23 protein-coding genes are annotated in these 22331 nt (G+C 63.2%); 12 read left to right on the forward strand and 11 right to left on the reverse strand.

What is annotated here, in order from left to right:
- Nucleotides 1-720 (reverse strand): protocatechuate 3,4-dioxygenase subunit beta, encoded by a 720-nt coding sequence (gene pcaH / locus ACF8MI_RS23245; protein WP_003251597.1) that lies wholly within the window; start codon nucleotides 718-720, stop codon nucleotides 1-3.
- A gap of 200 nt (nucleotides 721-920) precedes the next feature.
- Between pcaH and ACF8MI_RS23250 the strand changes: the two genes are divergently transcribed.
- Entirely contained in the window at nucleotides 921-1814 is an 894-nt protein-coding gene (locus ACF8MI_RS23250; RefSeq protein ID WP_060499997.1) for a neutral zinc metallopeptidase, read from the forward strand.
- 173 nt (nucleotides 1815-1987) lie between these two features.
- The gene (locus tag ACF8MI_RS23255) at nucleotides 1988-3907 is read left to right on the forward strand and encodes a methyl-accepting chemotaxis protein (RefSeq protein WP_200928798.1); all 1920 of its coding nucleotides are present in this window, start codon (nucleotides 1988-1990) and stop codon (nucleotides 3905-3907) included.
- 119 nt (nucleotides 3908-4026) lie between these two features.
- On the opposite strand, the gene ggt is transcribed toward ACF8MI_RS23255, so the two are convergent.
- From ggt to ACF8MI_RS23270, 3 genes are all read right to left on the reverse strand, one after another.
- Nucleotides 4027-5694, reverse strand: a complete 1668-nt coding sequence (ggt, locus tag ACF8MI_RS23260) for a gamma-glutamyltransferase (RefSeq protein WP_060499999.1) — start codon at nucleotides 5692-5694, stop codon at nucleotides 4027-4029.
- A 117-nt stretch (nucleotides 5695-5811) separates the two neighbouring features.
- Nucleotides 5812-6708 carry a LysR family transcriptional regulator gene (locus ACF8MI_RS23265; RefSeq protein WP_028699858.1) on the reverse strand — a complete coding sequence of 299 codons (897 nt, stop codon included), beginning with the start codon at nucleotides 6706-6708 and terminating at the stop codon, nucleotides 5812-5814.
- Between the two features lie 30 nt (nucleotides 6709-6738).
- A complete protein-coding gene (locus tag ACF8MI_RS23270) occupies nucleotides 6739-7329 on the reverse strand; it encodes an NAD(P)H-dependent oxidoreductase (protein WP_060500016.1) in 591 nt (196 codons plus the stop codon).
- A 163-nt stretch (nucleotides 7330-7492) separates the two neighbouring features.
- On the opposite strand from ACF8MI_RS23270, the gene ACF8MI_RS23275 reads away from it, so the two are divergent.
- On the forward strand, nucleotides 7493-7807 hold the full coding sequence (locus ACF8MI_RS23275; protein ID WP_016713437.1) for a putative quinol monooxygenase: 315 nt from the start codon (nucleotides 7493-7495) through the stop codon (nucleotides 7805-7807).
- Here the strand turns inward: ACF8MI_RS23275 and ACF8MI_RS23280 are convergent.
- Nucleotides 7797-8561, reverse strand: a complete 765-nt coding sequence (locus ACF8MI_RS23280; protein WP_060500017.1) for a sulfite exporter TauE/SafE family protein — start codon at nucleotides 8559-8561, stop codon at nucleotides 7797-7799. The genes ACF8MI_RS23275 and ACF8MI_RS23280 overlap by 11 nt on opposite strands.
- A 138-nt stretch (nucleotides 8562-8699) precedes the next feature.
- Between ACF8MI_RS23280 and ACF8MI_RS23285 the strand changes: the two genes are divergently transcribed.
- From ACF8MI_RS23285 to ACF8MI_RS23310, 6 genes are read left to right on the forward strand one after another with little or no spacing between them, the layout of a single operon-like run.
- A complete protein-coding gene (locus ACF8MI_RS23285) occupies nucleotides 8700-9311 on the forward strand; it encodes a CDP-alcohol phosphatidyltransferase family protein (RefSeq protein WP_060500000.1) in 612 nt (203 codons plus the stop codon).
- Nucleotides 9312-9335: 24 nt separating this feature from the next.
- Complete coding sequence (locus tag ACF8MI_RS23290; RefSeq protein ID WP_200928799.1) at nucleotides 9336-11090, forward strand: bifunctional alpha/beta hydrolase/class I SAM-dependent methyltransferase; 1755 nt, start codon at nucleotides 9336-9338, stop codon at nucleotides 11088-11090.
- Complete coding sequence (locus ACF8MI_RS23295) at nucleotides 11091-12404, forward strand: phosphatase PAP2/dual specificity phosphatase family protein (RefSeq protein ID WP_060500002.1); 1314 nt, start codon at nucleotides 11091-11093, stop codon at nucleotides 12402-12404.
- A complete protein-coding gene (locus ACF8MI_RS23300; protein ID WP_104833948.1) occupies nucleotides 12401-12832 on the forward strand; it encodes a hypothetical protein in 432 nt (143 codons plus the stop codon). The genes ACF8MI_RS23295 and ACF8MI_RS23300 overlap by 4 nt, the downstream gene beginning before the upstream one ends.
- 10 nt (nucleotides 12833-12842) lie before the next feature.
- Entirely contained in the window at nucleotides 12843-13466 is a 624-nt protein-coding gene (locus ACF8MI_RS23305; protein WP_060500004.1) for a lysophospholipid acyltransferase family protein, read from the forward strand.
- Nucleotide 13467: 1 nt separating this feature from the next.
- Complete coding sequence (locus ACF8MI_RS23310; RefSeq protein ID WP_060500005.1) at nucleotides 13468-14400, forward strand: phosphatidate cytidylyltransferase; 933 nt, start codon at nucleotides 13468-13470, stop codon at nucleotides 14398-14400.
- 221 nt (nucleotides 14401-14621) lie between these two features.
- Here ACF8MI_RS23310 and ACF8MI_RS23315 read toward each other — a convergent pair whose 3' ends face one another.
- Nucleotides 14622-14897, reverse strand: coding sequence for a metal/formaldehyde-sensitive transcriptional repressor (locus ACF8MI_RS23315; protein WP_060500006.1), 276 nt, complete (start codon nucleotides 14895-14897; stop codon nucleotides 14622-14624).
- A gap of 70 nt (nucleotides 14898-14967) precedes the next feature.
- Between ACF8MI_RS23315 and dmeF the strand changes: the two genes are divergently transcribed.
- Nucleotides 14968-15903, forward strand: a complete 936-nt coding sequence (gene dmeF / locus ACF8MI_RS23320) for a CDF family Co(II)/Ni(II) efflux transporter DmeF (protein ID WP_200928800.1) — start codon at nucleotides 14968-14970, stop codon at nucleotides 15901-15903.
- Nucleotides 15904-15999: 96 nt separating this feature from the next.
- Nucleotides 16000-16344, forward strand: a complete 345-nt coding sequence (locus ACF8MI_RS23325; protein WP_003258412.1) for a cupin domain-containing protein — start codon at nucleotides 16000-16002, stop codon at nucleotides 16342-16344.
- 90 nt (nucleotides 16345-16434) lie between these two features.
- Here the strand turns inward: ACF8MI_RS23325 and mmsB are convergent, their stop codons facing one another.
- Nucleotides 16435-17322, reverse strand: a complete 888-nt coding sequence (gene mmsB, locus ACF8MI_RS23330; RefSeq protein ID WP_027609099.1) for a 3-hydroxyisobutyrate dehydrogenase — start codon at nucleotides 17320-17322, stop codon at nucleotides 16435-16437.
- A 9-nt stretch (nucleotides 17323-17331) separates the two neighbouring features.
- Nucleotides 17332-18858: a CoA-acylating methylmalonate-semialdehyde dehydrogenase gene (locus tag ACF8MI_RS23335; RefSeq protein ID WP_060500008.1), complete on the reverse strand. Its 1527-nt coding sequence runs from the start codon at nucleotides 18856-18858 to the stop codon at nucleotides 17332-17334.
- A gap of 132 nt (nucleotides 18859-18990) precedes the next feature.
- Here ACF8MI_RS23335 and ACF8MI_RS23340 point away from each other — a divergent pair, with 132 nt between their 5' ends.
- Nucleotides 18991-19941, forward strand: a complete 951-nt coding sequence (locus tag ACF8MI_RS23340; RefSeq protein WP_060500018.1) for a LysR family transcriptional regulator — start codon at nucleotides 18991-18993, stop codon at nucleotides 19939-19941.
- A 30-nt stretch (nucleotides 19942-19971) separates the two neighbouring features.
- Here ACF8MI_RS23340 and ACF8MI_RS23345 read toward each other — a convergent pair whose 3' ends face one another.
- Genes ACF8MI_RS23345 through ACF8MI_RS23355 form a run of 3 tightly spaced genes read right to left on the reverse strand, consistent with a single transcriptional unit; the run spans nucleotide 19972 to nucleotide 22302 of the window.
- Entirely contained in the window at nucleotides 19972-20463 is a 492-nt protein-coding gene (locus ACF8MI_RS23345) for an OmpA family protein (protein ID WP_060500009.1), read from the reverse strand.
- 4 nt (nucleotides 20464-20467) lie between these two features.
- Nucleotides 20468-21739 (reverse strand): diguanylate cyclase domain-containing protein, encoded by a 1272-nt coding sequence (locus tag ACF8MI_RS23350; RefSeq protein WP_060500010.1) that lies wholly within the window; start codon nucleotides 21737-21739, stop codon nucleotides 20468-20470.
- Entirely contained in the window at nucleotides 21736-22302 is a 567-nt protein-coding gene (locus tag ACF8MI_RS23355) for a YfiR family protein (RefSeq protein ID WP_060500011.1), read from the reverse strand. Before ACF8MI_RS23355 ends, ACF8MI_RS23350 begins: the two co-directional genes overlap by 4 nt.
- Between the last annotated feature and the right edge of the window lie 29 nt (nucleotides 22303-22331).

A 22331-nucleotide genomic window follows, 5' to 3' on the forward strand; every position in this document is an offset into this window, starting at 1 on the left:
TCAGCAGTTCTCGAAGTGGGTCTTGCGCTGGCCACGCAGCACGATGTCGAAGCGGTAGGCCAGGCAGTCCATCGGGTTGGCGTTGCTCATGTCGAGCTTGGCGATCAGCTGCTGCACGGCTTGCGGGTTGGCGATCGACTTGACGATCGGGCACATCGGGATCAGCGGGTCACCCTCGAAGTACAGCTGGGTGATCAGCTTGGTCGCAATCGACGGGCCACTGATAGCGAAGTGGATGTGCGCCGGGCGCCAGTCGTTCGGGCCGTTGCGCCATGGGTACGGGCCTGGCTTGATGGTGCGGAAGCTGTAGTAGCCGTCACGGTCGGTCAGGCAACGGCCAACGCCACCGAAGTTCGGGTCCAGCGGTGCCAGGTAACGGTCGTTCTTGTGGCGGTAGCGGCCGCCGGCGTTGGCTTGCCACATCTCCACCAGGGTGTTCGGCACAGGCTTGCCGTACTGGTCGACGACGCGGCCGGCAACGATGATGCGTTCGCCGATTGGCAGGCCACCGTTGTTGAAGTTCAGCAGCAGGTCATGGTCGTGGGCACCGAAGCCCAGGTGGGAAAAGTCTGGCCCCGTGGTTTCGCTGATCGACTGTGGAATGCTGACCAGTGCCTGGCGCGGCGAGCGGGCAATGGACGTCTTGTAGTCAGGCGTAAGGGCTTTGGGGTGCCAGTTGCGATCACGGATCACGAAGCGGCTGTTGTCCTGTGCGGGCATGCCGGTTTCCTCTCTTGGAATTATGTGAACGCCTGGGCGTGGCAGGCGGACTTGCAGTTTCAGGCATGTCGCGCGCGATGAATATTGAAATCAGCCCTCTCTAACATAACCATTTGGTTATGGATTAACACCTTGGCCTGACACCTGCTGCTGTCGTGAACTAATCTTTGTCTTCTTGTTTCACGCTCGGGAGAGCACTCATGGAATGGCGAAAAGGCCGACGCAGCGACAACGTGGTCGATGCCCGAGGCGAAGGTGGCGGTGGCGGCGGCATGCGTTTCGGCGGCGGCAAGGGGCTGGGGCTTGGGGCGATCCTGCTGATCGTCGGCATCGGCTGGCTCACCGGGCAGGATCCGCTGCAGATTCTTGGCCAGCTCGCCGGCCAGATGGAGCAGCAACAGACGCAGGTTGCACCGAGTGGTGCGGGTGGCAAGGCGCCACCGGCCAATGACCAGCAGGCCGAATTCGTTGCCTCGATCCTGGGCGACACCGAAGACACCTGGAAAGCCTTGTTTGCCGAAGCCGGCCAACAGTACCGCGACCCCAAGCTGGTGCTGTTCAGTGGCCAGGTCAATTCAGCCTGTGGTTTCGCCTCGGCGGCAGTGGGGCCGTTCTATTGCCCGGCAGACCAGCGGGTGTACCTGGACATGTCGTTCTTCCGCGAAATGGAAACCCGCTTTGCTGCCGCTGGCGACTTCGCTCAGGCCTACGTGATCGCACACGAAATCGGCCACCATGTGCAAACGCTGCTGGGCGTTTCGGCCAAGGTGGATGCCGCGCGCCGCAACGGCCAGCGCATGGAAGGCGACAACGGCCTGCTGGTGCGCCAGGAGCTGCAAGCCGACTGCCTGGCCGGTGTGTGGGCCTACCAGGCGCAAAAGCGCCTGAACTGGCTGGAACCAGGCGACGTCGAGGAAGCGCTGAACGCAGCCAATGCCATTGGCGATGACCGCCTGCAGCAGCAAGGCCGCGGGCGCGTGGTGCCGGACTCGTTCACACATGGCACGTCGGCACAGCGGGTGCGCTGGTTCAAAGCCGGGTTTGCCCAAGGTGAGGTGAACAGCTGCGATACCTTCAGCGCGCGTAGTCTCTGAAAATGCCGGGGCTGCATTGCAGCCCCAATTTATCCAATTACAAATCTGCTGAAAAAGCGTTTCAGCTTCACTGTTCATTGCCGATAACCCCTGCACGAGTCAGCGGGCACCCAGAACAACAACGCCTTGCGATCGAAGATCAAGAGAGCAAAAACTACTTCTGGAGTGCGTGCATGAACAGCTGGTTCGCCAACATCAGCGTCAACCTCAAACTCGGCCTGGGCTTCGGCCTGGTGCTGGTCCTCACCGGCCTGCTGGCCCTCACCGGCTGGACCAGCCTGGGCAGCCTGATCGACCGCAGCAACTGGATGGGCGACATCGGCCAGCTGAACAAGGACCTCACCGACCTGCGCATTGCGCGCCTGCAGTACATGATCGCCAACGGCGACGATGCCGCCGCCGCCAACACCCAGACCAAACTGGACGCCTTCAGCAAGCAACAGGCTTACCTGGCCAGCACCTTCAAGAGCCCGGAAAACATCAAGCTGCTGAATGAACTGGGCGAAACCATCAGCGCCTACAAGCTGTCGCTGAACAAGATGCGCCAGGGCTACGACGCCACCCGTACCGCGCGCACGGCGATGGACAGCTCGGCAACCCGCGCCGACCAGGCCATGGACACCCTCAGCCAGGAAGTGATGGCTCGCCCCGAGGCCGACAGCGTACGCCTGGCCCAGTACCAGCTGATCAGCAAGGCCCGCCAGCAACTGTTGCAGGTGCGCATCGATGTGCGCGGCTACATTGCCGACAACACTGCCGCCAACGAGCAGGCGGCCCTGCGCCAGCTGGATGCGGCGCTGGCCGATATCGACAACCTCAAGCGCCAGCTGCCCGCCGAAGATGCCCGCCTGCAACAGTTCGAGCGCTCGGTGCTGGCCTACCGCGACGCCGTCCGCCAATTCCGCGACGCAGTCTCCGACATCACCACCTCACGCGCCGAAATGACCGTACAGGGTGCCGACATCGTCAAGCGCAGTGATGCGCTGTACCAGATCCAGCTGGAGCGCCGCGACATCGAAAGCACCCAGGCCCGCAGCCTGCAGGCCATCGCTACCCTGCTGGCCCTGCTGGTTGGCGTGCTGGCAGCGGTGCTGATCACCCGCCAGATCACCGGCCCGCTGCGTGAAACCCTGGGCGCGGTGGAAAAGATCGCCAGCGGCGACCTTACCCAACACCAGCGTGTCACCCGGCGCGATGAGTTGGGGGTGTTGCAGCAAGGCATCGCACGCATGGGCACCACCCTGCGCGAGCTGATCACCGGCATTCGCGATGGCGTCACCCAGATCGCCAGCGCCGCCGAAGAGCTGTCGGCAGTCACCGAACAGACCAGCGCGGGCGCCAACAGCCAGAAGGTCGAGACCGACCAGGTGGCCACCGCCATGCACGAAATGGCCGCCACCGTTCAGGAAGTGGCACGCAACGCCGAGCAGGCCTCGCATGCCGCCACCGGTGCCGACGACGAAGCCCGTGCCGGCGATCGCGTGGTGGGCGAGGCGATTGGCCAGATCGAGCGCCTGGCCGAAGATATGCACCGCTCCACCGAAGCCATGAACCTGCTGCAGCAGGAAAGCCAGAAGATCGGCAGCGTGATGGACGTGATCAAGTCGGTGGCCGAACAGACCAACCTGCTGGCGCTGAACGCGGCGATCGAGGCCGCGCGTGCCGGCGAGGCCGGGCGTGGTTTTGCCGTGGTCGCCGACGAAGTACGCGGCCTGGCCCAGCGCACGCAGAAGTCCACCGAAGAAATCGAAGAGCTGATTGCCAGCCTGCAACATGGCACCCAGCAAGTGGCGAACGCCATGCACGGCAGCCGTACCCTCACCGACAGCAGTGTCGAGCTGGCACGCAAGGCCGGGGCTTCGCTGGAGAGCATCACCAGCACGGTGTCGAGCATCCAGTCGATGAACCAGCACATTGCGGCGGCGGCAGAGCAGCAAAGCGCGGTGGCTGAAGAGATCAGCCGCAGCATTCTGAATGTGCGTGATGTGTCGGAGCAGACGGCAGCGGCCAGTGACGAAACCGCGGCGTCCAGTGTGGAACTGGCGCGGCTGGGTGGGCAGTTGCAGACGCTGGTCAGCCAGTTCCGCGTCTGACCATAAGATAGCATTCGCGGGCAAGCCCGCTCCCACAGGTACAGCGCAATATCTGAAGATTGCACGAACCCTGTGGGAGCCGGCTTGCCCGCGAATGCGTCAGCACTGCCTACAGTGCTCTATTTGACGATCATCCCCACCCCACGCCCACGCGGATCGGAGGCGGTCTCAAGCTTCGCCCCGTCCACCCGGATCGCCTGGATATCCCCCATCTCCCAGCCCTGGTCCTCCAGCACATAACCCATCTTCTTCAACTTATCTGCCTCCGGCCCGGTCAACGGCGCATAGGCATCAAAGTAAATGGTGTCCTTGGGCAGCAACTGATGGTGCACGCGCTGCGCCGCCACCGCCTTGTCCAGCGGCATGCCGTAGTCGTACAGGTTGTTCATCACCTGGAAGATCGAGGTAAAGATCCGCGAGCCACCCGGCGTGCCGATTACCAGCACCACCTTGCCATCGCGGGTCATCAGGCTAGGGCTCATCGACGACAGCATACGCTTGCCCGGTTCGATGGCATTGGCATCGCCCCCCACCACACCAAAGGCATTCGCCGCCCCCGGCTTGGCGCTGAAGTCATCCATCTCGTCGTTGAGCAGGAAGCCTGCCCCCTTCACCACCACGCCACTGCCGTAGTCGAGGTTGAGGGTGTAGGTGTTGCTGACCGCGTTGCCCTGCTTGTCGACGATGGAGAAGTGCGTGGTCTGGTGCGGCTCAAGGCCCGGCTTGACCTTGTCGGTGTCGGAAATGGCCTTCGGGTTGACCTGCGCGGCACGCTTGGCCAGGTAGTCCTTGGCCACCAGTTTATCCACAGGTACCTTGGTGAACGCCGGGTCACCGAGGTAGTCGGCGCGGTCGGCGAACACGCGCTTCTCGATCTCGGCCAACAGGTGAATGTACTGCGCCGAGTTGTGCGCTACCCCTTTGAAGTCCGCCGCGCGGTCTTCCTTGATGCCCAGCAGCTGGGCCAGGGCCACACCGCCAGAGCTTGGCGGTGGCGCGGTGTAGACCACGTTGCCACGCCAGCTCACGGCCATCGGCTCACGCCATACGGCCTTGTAGTCCTTCAGGTCTTCTTTGGTGATCAGGCCCTTGTCGGCCTTCATCTGCGCCACCAGCAGGTCGGCGGTCTTGCCTTGGTAGAACTCGCTCACGCCCTTGTCAGCGATACGTTCCAGTGTCTGGGCCATTTCTGGCTGTTTGAACAGTTCACCGACCTTCATGCTGCCGAAATAGTCGTTGAAGTTGGTCGCCGTCTTGAACATGCCTTGGGCATCGTTGCGGTACTGGTACTGCTTTTCCGCCACCTTGAAGCCGTTTTTCGCATAGCCGATGGCCGGGGTCAGCAGCTCGCTCCAGGGCAGCTTGCCGAACTTCTTGTGTGCCTCCCACAGGCCCATCACGGTGCCGGGCACACCTGCTGCACGCACCCCGACCAGGCTGAGGTTCTCGATGACTTCGCCCTTGTCATCCAGGTACATGTCGCGCGTGGCGGCCTTTGGCGCGACTTCGCGGTAATCGAGGAAGTAAGGCTTGCCGTCGACGAACAGGGTCATGAACCCGCCACCACCAATGTTGCCAGCTTCAGGGTACGTCACCGCCAAGGTGAAGGCAGTGGCCACCGCGGCATCCACCGCGTTACCACCCTTTTTCAGAACATCGGCAGCCACCTGTGCACCATATTGATCGGGGGCAGCCACCGCGCCACCCTCCAGCGTGGCGGCGTAAACCGAGGAACAGCTCAGGATCGAGGCTGCGAGAGCCAGGTACTGGAACGGAACAATACGCATGACACTTCCTTGGTGTTGTTTTTGTTGAGCAGTCAGTAAGGCCGAAGCGGTTCGACTGCGCAATAACACGCAGGAAGTTTCGCCGCCTGCGGACAGGATCTGTCGCGTTCAGGCAACTCAGCAGGCGTACATCGCCAGCTTGCGCTGGATGAAATCAAGGAAGCACTGGATACGCAATGCCAGCTGGGTGTTGCGGTAGTACACCGCGTGAATCGGTTGGCGATAGCCATTGTTGGCCTCGCTCAGCAGCACCTGCAGGCGCCCGGTGCGAATGTCCTCGTGGGTCATGAAGTGCGACAGACTGACGATGCCCTCGCCGGCCAGCGCCAGCTGGCGCAGGGTCTCGCCACTGGAGGCGATCAGCGCCGGGCGAATGCTCCAACGGTCACCCTGGGCATGGCGCAGTGGCCACTGGTTGAGCGATTCGGGCTGGCTGAAACCCAGCAGGCAATGGTTGGCCAGGTCCTCGACCTGCTGCGGTGTACCGTGCTGCTCAAGGTAAGCCGGGCTGGCCAGCACCTGCACCGGGCTGCAACCGAGGTTGCGTGCGTGCAGGCTGGAGTCGGCCAGCTCACCGATGCGGATGGCCACGTCGGTGCTCTGCTCCAGCAGGTCGATGATCAGGTCGTCGGTGTTCAGCTCCAGCTCGATACCCGGGTACTGGCGGCGAAACTCGCCGATCCACGGCAAGATGGCATGCAGCATGAACGGCGCGGCCGCATTGATGCGCAGGCGCCCGGTAGCGGTCTGGCGGTTCATCGACAGGCGCTCTTCCATCTCGTCCATCTGCTCCAGTACCTGCCGCGAACGCTCAAGGAAAAAGCGCCCTTCCTCGGTCAGGTCCATACGCCGGGTGGTGCGGTTGACCAAGGTAGTGCCGAGCTTGCCCTCCAGGCGCGACAAGGTACGGCTGACGGCGGACGGGGTCTGGCCCATCTGCTCGGCAGCGGCAGAGATCGAGCCGCAGTCGATGACGGCGACGAACACCTGGAGCTCTTCGGATCGGGTTTTCACATTCTGGCCTGCGGCAGCTACTTGTCTGGATTAGATCGCCTTGCCGAACACCTTGTCCAGATGTGCCTCATAAGCCGCCAGTGCCGCCGGTACATCCGGGCGTTTCATCACATCCACCGCCAGGAAGGTCGGCAGGCCGGTCATGCCAAGGAACTGGTTGGCCTTGTGGAACGGGAAGTACACGGCATCCACACCCTTGCCTTCGAAGAAGTCGGCAGGGTCATCGAATGCCTGCTGCGGCGCGTTCCAGGTCAGCGACAGCATGTACTGCTTGCCATGCACCAAACCACCGCTGCCGTACTTTTGCGAGTGGTCCGAACGGGTGCGGCCATCGTTGGCGTAAAGGCTACCATGGCCAGCGGTGAAGACTTCATCGATGTACTTCTTCACGGTCCAGGGCGCGCCCATCCACCACCCCGGCATTTGATAGATGATGACATCGGCCCAGAGGAACTTCTCCACTTCAGCCTGCACGTCGTAGCCGCCGTCGATGAACGTCTCCTGCACATCGAAACCGGCGCGGTCCAGGTGAGCGATGGCCGCTTCGTGTAAGGTCGCGTTGAGGCGACCATCGGAGTGAGCGAACTGTTTACCACCATTGAGCAGAAGGATCTTTTTCATGCTGGCCTCCCCGGCCGGGTCAGAATTCATGCCGGCAGGTTAGAGACTCATGGGGGTGGGATATAGCGGTAACGAGGCAAAATACAATTGACCAGAAGTCACGAATGCGCACCTTATTATTGCCGTAGAATCGGTTCACCTTCCCATCACCGAGTAGCGCCCCATGAGCGAGCAGTTCGCCTTCATCCTCAAAGCCAAGACCCGCCCGGAAATGGCTGACGCCTTCGAAAACCTGTTCCGCCCTTATGTCGAGCCAAGCCGCCAGGAGCCGGGCTGCATCGAGTACCACATGCTGCGTGACCAGCAGGACCCGAGCCTGTTCGTGTTCTTCGAAGTGTGGGCCGACCAGGCTGCGCTGGATGTGCATTCGGCCCTGCCGCACATGGCCGCGTTCTTCGAAAAGCGCATGGATTACCTGGAGCGCGATTTCGATATCCAGCGGGTCGACATGCTCAGCGCCTCAAGCGCTAGCCGTTGATCAGCAAATGGCCGCCCAGTGCGGCCAGGCCGATGAAAAAGCAACGTTTGAACACCAGCGCGCTGATGCGTTGACGCAACCACTGGCCCACCAGCATGCCGAGCAGGGCTGGCGCCAGCATCAGCAGCGAAGCTCCCAACGCCTGGCCACCGAGGGCATCCTGCCCGGCCAGGCCAACGGCCAGCGCCAGGGTCGAAACCGTGAACGACAGGCCCAAGGCCTGGATCATTTGCTCGCGGCTCAGCCCCAGGCTCTGCAGGTAGGGCACAGCCGGTATCACGAACACACCGGTTGCCGCCGTGATTACCCCCGTCACCAGCCCGCAGGCTGGCCCCAGCCAACGTTCGTGCCTCGCCGCCAGATGCAAGCCTGGGCCGAGCAGCCCGTACACTGCATACACCAGCAAGGCCGCACCCAACGCGTGCACGGCCCATGGGCCACTGTTGATCCCCAACCAGGCACTGCCCAGCAAGGTGCCGATGAAGATCAGCGCCAACATCGGCACCAACCGCGCCAGCAACGCTCGCAGGTGCCCACCACTTGCCAATTGCCAAAGGTTGGTGAGGGTCGAAGGCACGATCAGCAGCGCAGCAGCCTGCGCCGGTGACATCGCCAGACCCAGCAGGCCCATGGCGATGGTCGGCATACCCAGGCCGATCACCCCTTTGACGGCGCCGGCCAGCAGGAAGGTCAGCACCACCAGAAGCGAGAGCGCTGGGCCAATGTTCTGGTAGAAAGCGAGCAAGGTAGTCATGGGCCGATAATGGCGTGCGCCGAGCGCGCTGAAAACCCCGGCCTCAACCAATGTGAGCAATTTCTCGGCCACTCACTTGCAGCCAGCAAAATCCTCGGCACACAATCGGCCCATCGCACCACTAAAAAGGACTTTCCAGTGGCATCGATCTACCAGCTCAAACCACGCTTCCAGGCCCTGCTGCGCCCAACCGTCCAGCGCCTGCATGACCGGGGCGTCACCGCCAACCAGGTCACCGTCACCGCCGCCGTGGTATCGATCCTGCTGGGCCTGCTGCTGGCCGCCCTGCCCCATGCCACTTGGTTGTTCATCCTGGTGCCAGTGTGGATGCTGCTGCGCATGGCGCTGAATGCCGTCGACGGCATGCTGGCCCGGGAGTTCGGCCAGCAATCCACCCTCGGCGCCTACCTCAACGAACTCTGCGACGTGATCGCCGACGCCGCCCTGTACCTGCCCTTCGCCCTGCTGGCTGGCGTGTCACCTACGCTGGTGGTGCTGGTGGTGCTGTGCGCCACCTTCAGCGAGTACGCCGGGGTCATGGGCCCGCTGGCCGGCGCATCGCGGCGTTATGACGGCCCCATGGGCAAAAGCGACCGCGCCTTTGCCTTCGGCGTGCTCGGCACCGGCGTCGCCTTTGGCCTGCTGAACGGCAGCTGGATCAATGGCTTGCTGCTGGTCATCCTCGCGCTCTCGCTCTATACCCTCTACAACCGGGTTCGCCAAGGGCTGGCCGAAACCCGCAGAGCCTAAAATCGTCGCAAAAGGACGTTGACCATGCGCCAAGCGCAAGCGCTGCACTTCTCCACCCATGACGGTGTCGAGCTGCACTACCGTCATTGGCCTGCCACCCGCAACGAACACCAGCCACGCCGGGCCGTGGTGATGTTCCACCGAGGCCATGAACACGGCGGGCGTATGGCCCACCTGGCCGATGAACTGGACATGCCGGGCTACGACTTCTTCGCCTGGGATGCGCGCGGCCACGGCCAGTCGCCAGGTGCGCGCGGCGACAGCCCGGGGTTCGCCACCAGCGTGCGCGACGTGCAAACCTTCATCGAACATATCCAGGCCCACCACGGTATCGCCGAGCAGGACGTGGTGGTGCTGGCGCAAAGCGTCGGCGCCGTGCTGATTGCCACCTGGGCGCACGACTACGCGCCCAAGGTGCGCTGCCTGGTGCTGGCCTCGCCGGCATTCAAGGTCAAGCTGTACGTGCCGTTCGCCCGCCCCGGCCTGAAACTGCTCAAGGCCTTGCGCGGCAACTTCTTCGTCAACAGCTACGTCAAGCCGCGCCTGCTTACCCATGACCCGGAGCGGGTGATGTCGTACGTGGCCGACCCGCTGATCAGTCGGCCGATTTCAGTGACCATGCTGCTGGGCCTGTACGAAGCCGCCGACCGGGTAGTAGCAGACGCTCAGGCCATTCAGGTACCGACCCAATTGCTGGTCTCGGGGGCCGACTTCGTGGTCGAGCGCCAGCCACAGGAGCGCTTTTTCGAACGGCTGGGCAGTGCTCGCAAGGAAATGCACATACTGCCCGGGTTCTTCCACGACACCTTGGGTGAACGTGATCGGGCCCATGCGCTGAGGCGTATCGAACGGTTTGTCGAACACTGCTTCACCCACCCCGCCGCACAGCCGTCATTGCTGGATGCCGACAAGACCGGCGCCAGCTGCGCCGAGGCCGAGGGCCTGGCCGCACCCTTGCCACGCAATTCGCCCCGCGACCTTTACTGGCGCGCCACCCGCGCGGGCCTGCAGCTGGGCAAGGGGCTGTCCGAAGGCGTGAAGCTGGGCTTCGACACCGGCTTCGACTCGGGCAGCACCCTCGACTACGTGTACCGCAACCAGCCGACCGGCAAGGGCAAACTGGGCCGCCTGATCGACCAGAACTACCTCGACGCCATCGGCTGGCGTGGCATTCGCCAGCGCAAGCTGCACGTCGAAGAATTGCTGCGCCTGGCCATCGCCCGCCTGCGTGAACAACAACGGCCCGTGCACATTGTCGATATTGCCGCCGGCCATGGCCGCTACATCCTCGAAGCCCTGCAAGACCTTGAGCAGCTGCCGGATTCGATCCTGCTGCGCGACTACAGCGAACTGAACGTTCAGCAAGGCAGCGCGCTGATCAGCGAAAAGGGCCTGGCCGACATCGCCCGCTTCGTCCAGGGCGATGCTTTCGCTCGCCAGAGCCTGGCCACACTTGAACACCCCCCATCGCTGGCCGTGGTGTCAGGGCTGTACGAACTCTTCCCCAGTAACCAGCTGGTGGGCGACTCGTTGGCCGGGCTGGCCGACGCCGTAGAGGATGGCGGCTACCTGGTCTACACCGGCCAGCCGTGGCACCCGCAACTGGAGATGATTGCCCGCGCCCTCACCAGCCATCGGGGTGGCGAGGCCTGGGTGATGCGCCGCCGCAGCCAGGCCGAGATGGACCAGCTGGTCGAGGCAGCGGGCTTCCGCAAGCTGGCCCAGCGTATCGATGAATGGGGCATTTTCAGCGTCAGCCTGGCACAGCGGGTACGCTGAGTGAGCCTGCCACGCGAGCCTGGGCTGATTCGCCGGGGCGTGTTCTGGCTTCTGCTGCTGGGGCCGTTGTTCTTCCTCAGCTATGGGCTGGCGAACCATTACACGGCCGGGCGCAGTGATGTCGGCAGCCTGGTGTTCGGCTGGGAGCACGGCATGCCGCTGTGGCCCTGGACGATCATCCCATACTGGTCGATCGACCTGCTCTACGGGCTGTCCTTCCTGCTGCCGCGCACACGCCAGGAAATGGACCGCCACGCGCTGGCGCTGCTCAGCGCACAGGTGATCAGCGTCAGTTGCTTCCTGCTGTGGCCGTTGCGCTTCACCTTCGAGCGACCGGACCTGGACGGGCTGTTCGGCTGGCTGTTCGATGTGTTGATGGGCTTCGACAAGCCCTTCAACCAGGCGCCTTCGCTGCACATCGCTTTGCTGGTGGTCATCTGGACGATGTTTGCCCGGCATGTGCAACACCAGCCCTGGCGTTGGCTGATGCATGGCTGGATGGCGCTGATCGGGGTGTCGGTGCTGACCACTTGGCAGCATCATTTCATCGATGTACCCACGGGGGCGCTGGCGGGGTTTGCCTGCCTGTGGCTGTGGCCATGTCAGGGGCGCCTGCCTTTTCAAGCGGCCCACCTTGCACGGGATGCCAAGCGTTGGAAGATCGCCGGTTGCTATGCTGTGGGCGCGCTGCTGTGTGCGCTTGCAGCTGTTGCGCTGGGCGGTACCGGGCTGTGGTTAAGTTGGCCGGCCGTGTCGCTGGGGCTGGTGGCGCTGAACTATGCCGTGTTCGGGGCGGGCGGTTTTCAAAAGGGTTCCGACGGGCACTTGTCGAATGCCGGCCGGTGGCTACTAGCGCCCTATCTGGCAGGTACGTGGCTCAATTCGCGGATGTGGACGAGGCGCCACCCGCAGGCGGATGAGGTATGCGATGGCGTGTACCTTGGGCGGATTCCAGGACGTGGCGAGGGAGAGCAATTTGCTGCGATTGTCGATTTGTGTGCGGAGCTGCCGTGCACAGTATTGGCTACGCAGGATTACCTGCATTTCCCCACCCTTGACCTGATAGCACCCGACGGCATCCTGCTACAGCAGGCCGCTAACGCCATCGAACACTGCCATGCCAAAGGCCCCGTGCTGGTCTGCTGCGCTTTGGGTTATTCACGCAGCGCCAGCGCCGTGGCGGCCTGGCTGGTGGTGACCGGCCGCTGCGATGACGCCCAGCAGGCAGAATCCCTTATCCGTAAAGCACGCCCCGGCATCGTCCTGCGCAACGCGCATCGCCAGGCTCTCCAGCAACTGGGAGCACAGCCATGAACCTGCGTGTAGTGGCCAGCCTGCTGGGCCGAGGCAAGCAGCTGGAACGCCTGTCCGACGGCCTCACCCTGCTGGCCCTAGCCTATGGCCTCACCCCCTTGCTGGGTCTCCCTCTGGCACCGCTGGCCAGCGTGCTGTGCAGCGTGCTGCTGGCGCTCGGCATGCTGCACAAGTACTGGGCCATCCGCGTGGCGATCGATGCCGAACTGTTTGCCCACCTAGCCAATAGCGAAGACCTGGCGGCAGACACCCAGGCCCTGGACCACGCCCTCTTCGAACTGAAACTCAAACCACAGGCCACCGACGGCCGCACATGGCCTGCCCGCAGCCAGGCCGCACTAGGCCTGTTGCGCCGTCAGGCCGTATGCCTGGGCCTGCAGCTCTCGCTAGCCTTGGCTACCCTGCTGACACTGCCTTTGAAGGGATAACGAACGCCCCATGCTCGCCAACCTGACCGCCTATGTCATCACCTCCGCCGCCCGCCTGATCACCGGCGCCCGCGCCCTGTGGCTGGGTTGCACGCCGCTGCCGGTGCAGCGCCTGTACTTCGCCAACCACAGCAGCCACGGTGACTTCGTGCTGCTGTGGGCCTCCCTGCCGCAGCCGCTGCGCAAGCGCACCCGCCCGGTGGCCGGCGCGGACTACTGGGCCAAACCGGGCATTCGCGACTTTCTCATTCGCAAGGTGTTCAACGGCGTGCTGATTGATCGGCAACGCAGTGAAGGCCAGGGCAGCCCGCTGCAACCGATCCTCGAAGCCGTGGCCCAGGGCGACTCGCTGATTTTCTTCCCGGAAGGTACGCGCAACCTGGGTGACGAGCCGCTGATGCCGTTCAGAAGCGGCTTGTACCACCTGGCGGCAGCCAACCCCGACGTCGAGCTGGTGCCGGTCTGGATCGCCAACCTCAACCGGGTGATGCCCAAGGGCCGTGCCCTTCCGTTGCCCCTACTTTGCACACTGAGCTTTGGCGAACCGTTGCACCTGCAGGCTGATGAAAGCAAGCAGGCCTTTCTAGCGCGGGCCAGCCAGGCCCTGCTGACCCTGGCCCCGAAGGATGCCTGACATGGACGACAACACCCTTTCCCTGTTCGCCGGCATCGGCGCCCTGCTGCTGCTCGCCAGCGTGATCGGCCGCCTGCTCAAGTGGCGGGCAGGCCCAGCGCCACACGCGGTAATCGACAACCTCAACGCCCGCATCAACGCCTGGTGGGTGATGGTGCTGGTCATCGGCATCGCTTTCCTGTTCGGCAAGTACGGTGTGATCGTGCTGTTCTACGGCGTGTCGTTCTACGCCCTGCGCGAGTTCATGACCCTTACCCCGACCCGGCGCAGCGACTACCCGGCGTTGGTGGCGGCGTTCTATGTGGCGCTGCCGGTGCAGTACGTGCTCATCGCCATGGACTGGTACGGCCTGTTCAGCATCTTCATCCCGGTGTACCTGTTCCTGCTGCTGCCGATATTGTCCAGCTTTGGCGGCGATACCACACGCTTCCTTGAACGTGCGTCAAAGGTACAGTGGGGGTTGATGATCGCGGTGTACTGCGTGTCATCGGTGCCGGCCTTGATGACGCTGGAGATCCCGGGCTACGAGGGCCGCAACCTGCTGCTGATCGCCTGGCTGATCCTGGTGGTGCAGATCAGCGACGTGCTGCAGTACGTATGCGGCAAACTGTTCGGCAAACACAAGGTGGCCCCCAACCTGTCGCCGTCCAAAACCGTCGAAGGCCTGGCCGGCGGCGTGGCACTGGCCACCCTGATAGGCGCCCTGCTGTGCTGGATCACCCCGTTCACCTTCTGGCAGGCCGCACTGATGGCCCTGACCGTGAACACCATGGGCTTCTTCGGCGGGCTGGTGATGTCGGCGATCAAGCGCGACCGTGGGGTGAAGGACTGGGGACACATGATCGAAGGCCATGGCGGCATGCTCGACCGCATGGACTCGGTGTGCTTTGCGGCGCCGGTGTTCTTCCACTTTGTGCGGTATTGGTGGGCGTAGCCACATACCCCTGGGGGGTATTCATCAGAGGCTCTGCCCAAAATCCAGAAACCTGCACGACTCCTGTGGGAGCGGGCTTGCCCGCGAAGAATGCGACGCGGTGCGTGGCACCGGCTTCGCCGGTGTTCGCGGGCAAGCCCGCTCCCACAGAGACCGCGCAAACTTCAGCGTCAGAACAACACAGTTGCTCCTTCATTGAGGGGCGTGGCACACCACAAAACTTACTTGAGGTAAGACCGCAATAACGCCGCCACCTTGTCCGCCTCATCCTGGCGCTCCTCGGCGCTCAGCCCGTCCGCCACCAGATGTTCGCGGATATGCCCTTCCATCACTTCGGCCATCAACCCGTTCACCGCGCCGCGCACGGCGGCGATCTGCTGCAGGATCGCCAGGCAGTCCTTGTCCTGCTCCAGCGCCGTCTCAAGCGCAGCGGCCTGGCCCTTGATCTTGCGCACCCGGGTCAGCAGTTGCTTCTTGCTCTTCAGGGTATGTGCCATTGGATTCCACACCATGCTAGGTATACTGGGGTATAGTATATTTCTCGATCTTCCGGGAGCATGATAAACCATGGCGACACAAACCTCAGACCGTTGGCAGCACAGCCATCAGTTCCACACCAGCAACCTGGGCGCCGAGCGCAAGACCCGCCTGGCGGTGTGGCTGACCGCCGTGATGATGGTGGCGGAGATTGCCGGTGGCTGGTTCTTCAACTCCATGGCACTGCTGGCCGACGGCTGGCACATGAGCTCCCACGCACTGGCCCTTGGCCTGTCGCTACTGGCCTACGCCGCCGCACGGCGCTATGCCGCTGATCGACGCTTTGCCTTCGGTACCTGGAAAATCGAGATTCTCGGTGGTTATTCCAGCGCGCTGCTGTTGCTGGGCGTGGCCGGGCTGATGGTGTTCCAGTCGGTGGAGCGGCTGCTGACACCGGGGCCGATCCATTATGACGAGGCCATCTTCATCGCCGCGATCGGCCTTGCGGTCAACCTGATTTGTGCCTGGCTACTGCGCGATGACCATCACCATCATGATCATCATGGGCACGACCATCACCATGACCACGGCCATCACCACGACGACCTGAACCTGCGCTCGGCCTACCTGCACGTGATGGCAGATTCCGCCACTTCGGTGCTGGCCATCGTTGCCTTGCTGGCCGGCAAGTTCTGGGGCGCCAGCTGGCTCGACCCGGTCATGGGACTGGTGGGTGCACTGCTGGTGGCGCTGTGGGCCCGCGGCCTGCTGCGCGATACCGGCCGGGTGCTGCTGGATGCGGAGATGGACGCGCCGGTGGTAGCAGAAATCCGCGAAGTGGTGGCGCAGCTGCCGGTGCCGGCCAGTATCACCGACCTGCATGTATGGCGGGTGGGCAAGGACCAGTACGCCTGCATTCTTGGCTTGGCCACCTCAAGTGCCCTCAGCGCCGACAGCGTGCGCCAGGCCTTGGGTGTGCATGAAGAACTGGCGCACGTCACCGTCGAGGTAAACCGCCTGGCATAGCGCGACCAGACAGCTGGACGTCGAGCCCAGGCAACTGCGGCTCGGCCGATAGCCCTATGGTGACGAGTCATTCAGCCAGTCACCAGGAGTTGTGCCATGTCCGATTTCATCACCGTCCTGCGCGAAACCTGCCCGACGCCGGTCGTGGACGCCACCAAGTGGAAGCGCATCGGCGGCGATCCGCACACCGTCAACCTCAATGCCTACCTGTCGGCCGACGGCAGCAAGATCATGGGCACCTGGATCTGCACCCCGGGCAAGTTCGAGGTCAACTACGAGAAGTGGGAGTTCTGCCACTTCCTCGATGGCTACTGCATCATCACCCCGGAAGGCGAAGAGCCGAAGCACCTGAAAGCCGGTGACGTGTTCGTCATCGAACCGGGGATGAAAGGCACCTGGGAAGTGGTCGAGACTGTACGCAAGTATTTCGTTTTCGCCTGACAAAAAAAATCGCGGGGCAGGCGCTCTTCCCTCTGGTGCGCAGTTACAGAGGGAAGGCCACCTGGCCCGCGAAGAAGCCCACCTCGCTCGTCAATCCTTCTTGCGATACCCCTCGACGATGGCCGAGAAGTCCTTGCCCCCTTCGCCGCGCAGGCTCATGGCCTGATACAGCTGCTGGGCCACGGCCCCGAGGATCACCGGCTGGTGTGCCTGGCGTGCCGCTTCGGTGGCCAGCCCCAGGTCCTTGAGCATCAGCTCGGCGCCAAAGCCACCGGTATAGCCACGCGATGCCGGCGCCGTTTCGATGATGCCCGGCCACGGGTTGTAGGTGTCCGAACTCCAGCAACGCCCGGTCGAGCTGTTGATGATGCCGGCCAGCACCTTGGTGTCGATGCCCAGGGCGTTACCCAGGGCCATGGCCTCGGAGACGCCGATCATGGAGATGCCCAGCAGCAGGTTGTTGCAGATCTTGGCGATCTGCCCGGTGCCGACTTCACCGCAGTGCACGATGTTACGGCCCATCTGCTCCAGCACTGGCTTGAGGCTGGCGAACAGCTCGGCGCTGGCACCGACCATGAAGGTCAGGGTGCCCGCAGCCGCGCCGCCGGTGCCACCGGACACTGGCGCGTCGCCCATGTCCACACCCTTGGCCGCTGCGGCCTTGGACACATCGCGTGCGGTCTGCGGGTCGATGGTGCTGCAGTCCACGGTTGGCGTGCCGGGGCGAATGCCGGCCAGCACACCGTCGTCGTTCAGGTATACGCTGCGCACATGGGCCGCCGCCGGCAGCATGGTGATGACCAGCTCGCTGTTGGCCGCCGCGTCCTTGGGCGACGGGCTGATCTGCCCGCCCAGTTCTGCCAGCTCGGCCAGCACGGTTTTGTTCAGGTCGAACAGGTTCAGTTGGTGCCCGGCCTTGATCAGGTTGCGGGCCATGGGCGCGCCCATGTTGCCGAGGCCAATGAATGCAATACGCATGACGTCTCCTTAGCGCAGGCTGATGGTGGTGTTCACACCGTCATTCACACTGTCGTCATCGAACCAGCGGGCGGTGACGGTCTTGGTCTGAGTGTAGAACTGCACCACCTGCTTGCCGTACGGGCCGAGGTCTCCGAGCTTGGAGCCACGCGAACCGGTGAAGCTGAAGAACGGTACCGGTACCGGGATCGGGATGTTGATACCGACCTGGCCGATGTCGATTTCGCTCTGGAACTTGCGCGCGGCCGCGCCGCTCTGGGTGAACAGGCCGGTGCCGTTGCCGAACGGGTTGGCGTTGACCAGGGCGATGGCCTCGTCGAGGGTATCGACCTCCAGGGTCACCAGCACCGGGCCGAAGATTTCCTGGGTGTACACCTGCATGTCGGTCTTCACGCCCGAGAACAGGGTTGGGCCGACGAAGTTGCCCTGCTCGTAGCCCGGCACCTTGACATCGCGGCCGTCGAGCTCCAGCTTGGCGCCTTCCTTGATGCCACTTTCGATCAGACCCAGCACACGCTCCTTGGCGCGTTTGGACACTACCGGGCCTACATCGGTGCCAGGCTCACAGCCGGCATTGACCTTGAGCTTGCTGGCCGCTTCCTTGATATCCGGCAGCCATTCGCGAGCCTTGCCCACCAGCACCGCCACCGAGGTGGCCATGCAGCGCTGGCCTGCAGCGCCGAAGGCAGCACCGACCAGGGCGTTGATGGTTTGCGTACGGTTGGCATCGGGCAGCACAACGGCGTGGTTCTTGGCGCCCATCATCGACTGCACGCGCTTGCCGTGCTGGCTGCCCAGGTTGTACACGTGGGTGCCGACTTCGGTGGAGCCTACGAAGGAAATGGCTTTGATGTCTTGATGGGTGCAAATGGTATCCACCACTTGCTTGCCACCGTGCACCACGTTCAGCACACCCGCCGGTACGCCAGCTTCCAGCGCCAGCTCGACCAGCAGCATGGTCGAGAGAGGGTCCTGTTCGGACGGCTTGAGCACGAACGTGTTGCCGCAGACGATGGCCATGGGGAACATCCACAGCGGGATCATCGCCGGGAAGTTGAACGGGGTGATGCCGGCGCATACACCAATCGGCTGGCGCAGGGTGTAGGTATCGACACCGCCTGCGACGTTCTCGGCGAACTCCCCCATCTGCAAGGTGCCGATGGAGGCGGCGTGCTCGACCACTTCCAGCCCACGGAAGATATCGCCTTCGGCATCAGCCAGGGTTTTGCCCTGCTCGGCGCTGAGCACCTGGGCAATACGTTTGGTGTGTTCGCGGATCAGCGCCTGCAGCTTGAGCATGATGCGCATGCGTGCACCAATCGGGGTGTCGCGCCAGGTCTGGAAAGCGCGATGGGCAGCAGCCACGGCAGCGTCGACTTCTTCGACAGTGGCGAACGGCACGCGCGCCAGTACTTCTTGGGTGGCAGGGTTGACGATGTCGCGCCATTCGGTGGTCTTCGACTCGACCCATTGGCCGTCGATCAGCAGCTTGACCTGCTCGACCTTGGTCGGGTTCGGGGATTGCGGTGCGTTCATCTGCGTTCTCCTTGGAATTATTGTCGGGACGAGATCGCCAGCGCCAAGCAAACGCAAGGTGGCGTCCTGAGGCTTTTTTCGAGTATAGATGTGCAAACATCCAACAAGAACGCACAAAAAAACCGGATCATCATGCAAAAAGACCTCACATCCCTGAGCGCACTCAACTGGGACGACCTGAAGTTTTTCCTTGAAGTGGCCCGCACCCGCAAGGCCAGCAGTGCCGCCAAACGGCTGAGCGTGGACTACACCACGGTGTCGCGGCGCATCAGCTCGCTGGAGGGGGCGCTGGGTACGTTGCTGTTCGAAAAATCGCGGACCAACGGCTTTGTGCTCACCGCCGAAGGTCAGCGCCTGCTGGGCTATGCCGAGTCGATCGAAAGCACGCTGCACATGGCCTGCGAGCAGGTATCCGGGTCGGGCGTGGCGCTGTCGGGGCATGTACGCATGGGCTGCACCGAGGGCTTTGGCAGCTTCTTCATTACCCCGCAGCTGAGCCACTTCGTTGATGCCTACCCGGCGATTTCGGTGGACATCCTGCCGCTGCCGCACTTCATCAGCCTGTCCAAGCGTGAGGCGGACATCGTCATCGCGCTGGAGCGGCCGGAGCATGGGCCTTATGTATGCTGCAAGCTCTGTGATTACCGCTTGCGGCTGTATGCGACGCAGGATTACCTGGACAGCCACGCGCCGATTCGTCAGGTGGCGGACTTGGCCAAACATCCCTTTATCAGTTACGTGGATGATTTGGCGTTCAGTTCGGAGCTTTTGTACCTTGCCAACCTGATTCCCGGTGCCACTGCGCACCTGCGCAGCACCAGTGTGATTGCGCAGTACACGGCGGCGTTGCAGGGGCGTGGGTTGGCGATATTGCCGTGTTTCCTGGCTGCGCAGGACCCGCGTTTGGTGACGGTGTTGCCGGAGGAGATCGAGGTGACGCGGCAGTTCTGGATGTATTGCCGGGAAGATTTGAGGAAGTTGAAGCGGATAACCCTGCTGTGGGATTACATCCGGGGGGTGACCGAGGCGAATGCACCGTTGCTGATGGGGGGAACGCGGGAGATGAGTTTTGCTCAGGAATGATCAGGGCGCTCTGCGCCCTGATATACCCAGTCAGTAAGACGCCACCACGATAGACACCCGCCGGTTCTCGGTACGCCCGGCGCTGGTGCGGTTGTCTGCTACCGGTTGCGTGCTGCCCAGGCCACGGCGCTGAATGTTCTGGGCCTGCATGCCCACCCCGACCAGCGCTTTGGCCACGCTTTGGGCACGGCGCTCGGACAGTTGCTGGTTATACGCCGCCTTGCCGGACGAATCGGCATGCCCGTCTACCCGAACGCCCTGGATACCAACACCCAGCAGCGCCTTGCCAATGCGCTCGACAATCGCCTGGCTCTGGCCGTTTAGGCTGTCAAGGTCGCTGCCGAACAACACTTTGCCAGACAGGTCGTAGGCCCAGCCTTCATCGGTGGGGGTAAAGCCTTCGCGCTTGAGTACGGCAATCTGTTCAGGGGTAAGGCCCTTGGGGGGGGCGCTCTGGCAACCGGTCAGCGCCAGCACGGCGAGCAACAAGGCCCACAGGGGAAAACGTATAGCGTGCATCACGGGTTCAACTCCTGTTCTTGATTTCACTGGCGGACCGTTCCGTCTGCGCCACTTGCCAATGGCCACGGCGTTTACGCTTGGCCTCGTACATCGCCGCATCGGCGGCATTGAGAAGACTGGCGGGGTCAGCGCCATCATCAGGGTAATAGGCGATACCAACACTCAACGAGGTGGCGATACTGCGGCCGCTGTCCAGCTGCACCGGCAGCTTCATGCTGGCCACGATCTTGTCGGCAATGTGTTCGGCGTCCTGGCGCGACTGCAACGGCGTCAGCAGCACCGCGAACTCGTCGCCACCCAGGCGGGCTACCAGGTCGTGTTCACGCACCTGGGCGCGCACACGGTCGGCGACGCTGATCAGCACTTCGTCGCCCACGGCATGGCCGAGGGTGTCGTTGATCTGCTTGAAGTGGTCGCTGTCGAGGAACAGCAGCGCCAGGTGATCCTGCTGCCGCGCCGCATTACGCACGCTGCGGCTCAAACGCCCTTCGAAGAAAGCGCGGTTGGGCAAACCGGTAAGGCTGTCGTGGCTGGCCTGGTGGGCCAGGGTCTGATTTTCGTTCTGCAGGTGGCTTTGCCACACCTCCAGTTCGTCGAGCAGAGCATTGAAGTCGTTGCCCAGTTCGTTGAGTTCGGCAATTGGCGCTTCCGGCACGCGCCGGTCGAAGCTGCGTTCGCGGCGGGCGGCGTGGGCGACACTGGCCAGGCCGCGCAGCGGGCGGGTGATATTGCTGAGCAGGCGCCGCGAAAGATACTGGGCAGCCAAAGCGCTGAGTATCGTGCAGAACAGAATTCCGGCCAGACCGCTGAGCAGGAACAACAGCAGGCTACGGCCCTGGCCGACCAGTTCGGTGTGCCCGACTTTTTGCTGCTGGTGCAGGATCGGCAAGTTGACCGGCTCATCCAGCAAGGCCGTGGCCACCTGCACTTCGAGCTTGCCGAGCATGCCCGTATCACCGCGTTGCCAGTGCGCCAGCAGTTCGCCTTCGTTGTTGAAGACCTTGGCTTCGGCCACCTCCTCGTTACTGGCGATCAGCGCCAGTGATTCGTTGGCCGCTGCACTGTCATCGAACACCACCGCCGCCTCTACGGTGTAGTTGATCGAGCGGGCGATCAGGTGCAGGTTGTGATTGGCATAGACGCGCAGGGCGAGCACACCCAGCAGCGTAAGCGAAATACCGGCCAGGCCTACCGCGAGCAAGGCAACGCTGAGGTGGCCACGGCCCAGCACCGAACGCAGGGTCGGGCGCACGCCCTGCTTGCGGGTCGGCTTCATGGCTGCACCGCCCGGCGCCGCGACAGTTGCAGCACGCTGGGGTGAATGCGCACGCCGGAACGCGCCACCGAATCCAGGTTGACTTCAAAGGCCACCTGCTGGTCGCTGACCCTCAGGCAGAACAGGCTGCCGACCGTGCAGGGGTCGTTCGCTTCGCTGATGCTCAGAACCGGGTGGCCGCTGATGCGCTCGAACAGTTTGTCGCGCTGGCCCTGGTCAAGCTTGCCAATGTAGATGGCATCGCAGGCCTGGGCGACCTGGGTATCCTCTGCCAGCAGCCGCCGCACCTGCAGCGGGCGGCCGGACTCCTGTACATGGCCTTTGATCAGGTCATCGGCATACTCGGTGGGGCCAACCAGGCACAAGCGCAAGGGGGATGGTTCGACCGGCCAGCGGGCATAGCTGAAGATACCCAGTACGACCTGGGTTACGGCCTTGGCGCGTTGCTGGGCCTGGGCAGTGGTTGTGGCAGTATCTGCCCGGGCGCAGCCCATGGAAATGAACAGGGCGGCCAGCAACAGCGACAGTGCACAGCTTGGCGCTCGCCTCCCGGCCACGTTCATGTGGGAAATCTCTTATGGTCCTTTCCGGT

The organism is Pseudomonas sp. yb_9, assembly GCF_043103635.1.
Taxonomy (GTDB): domain Bacteria; phylum Pseudomonadota; class Gammaproteobacteria; order Pseudomonadales; family Pseudomonadaceae; genus Aquipseudomonas; species Aquipseudomonas monteilii.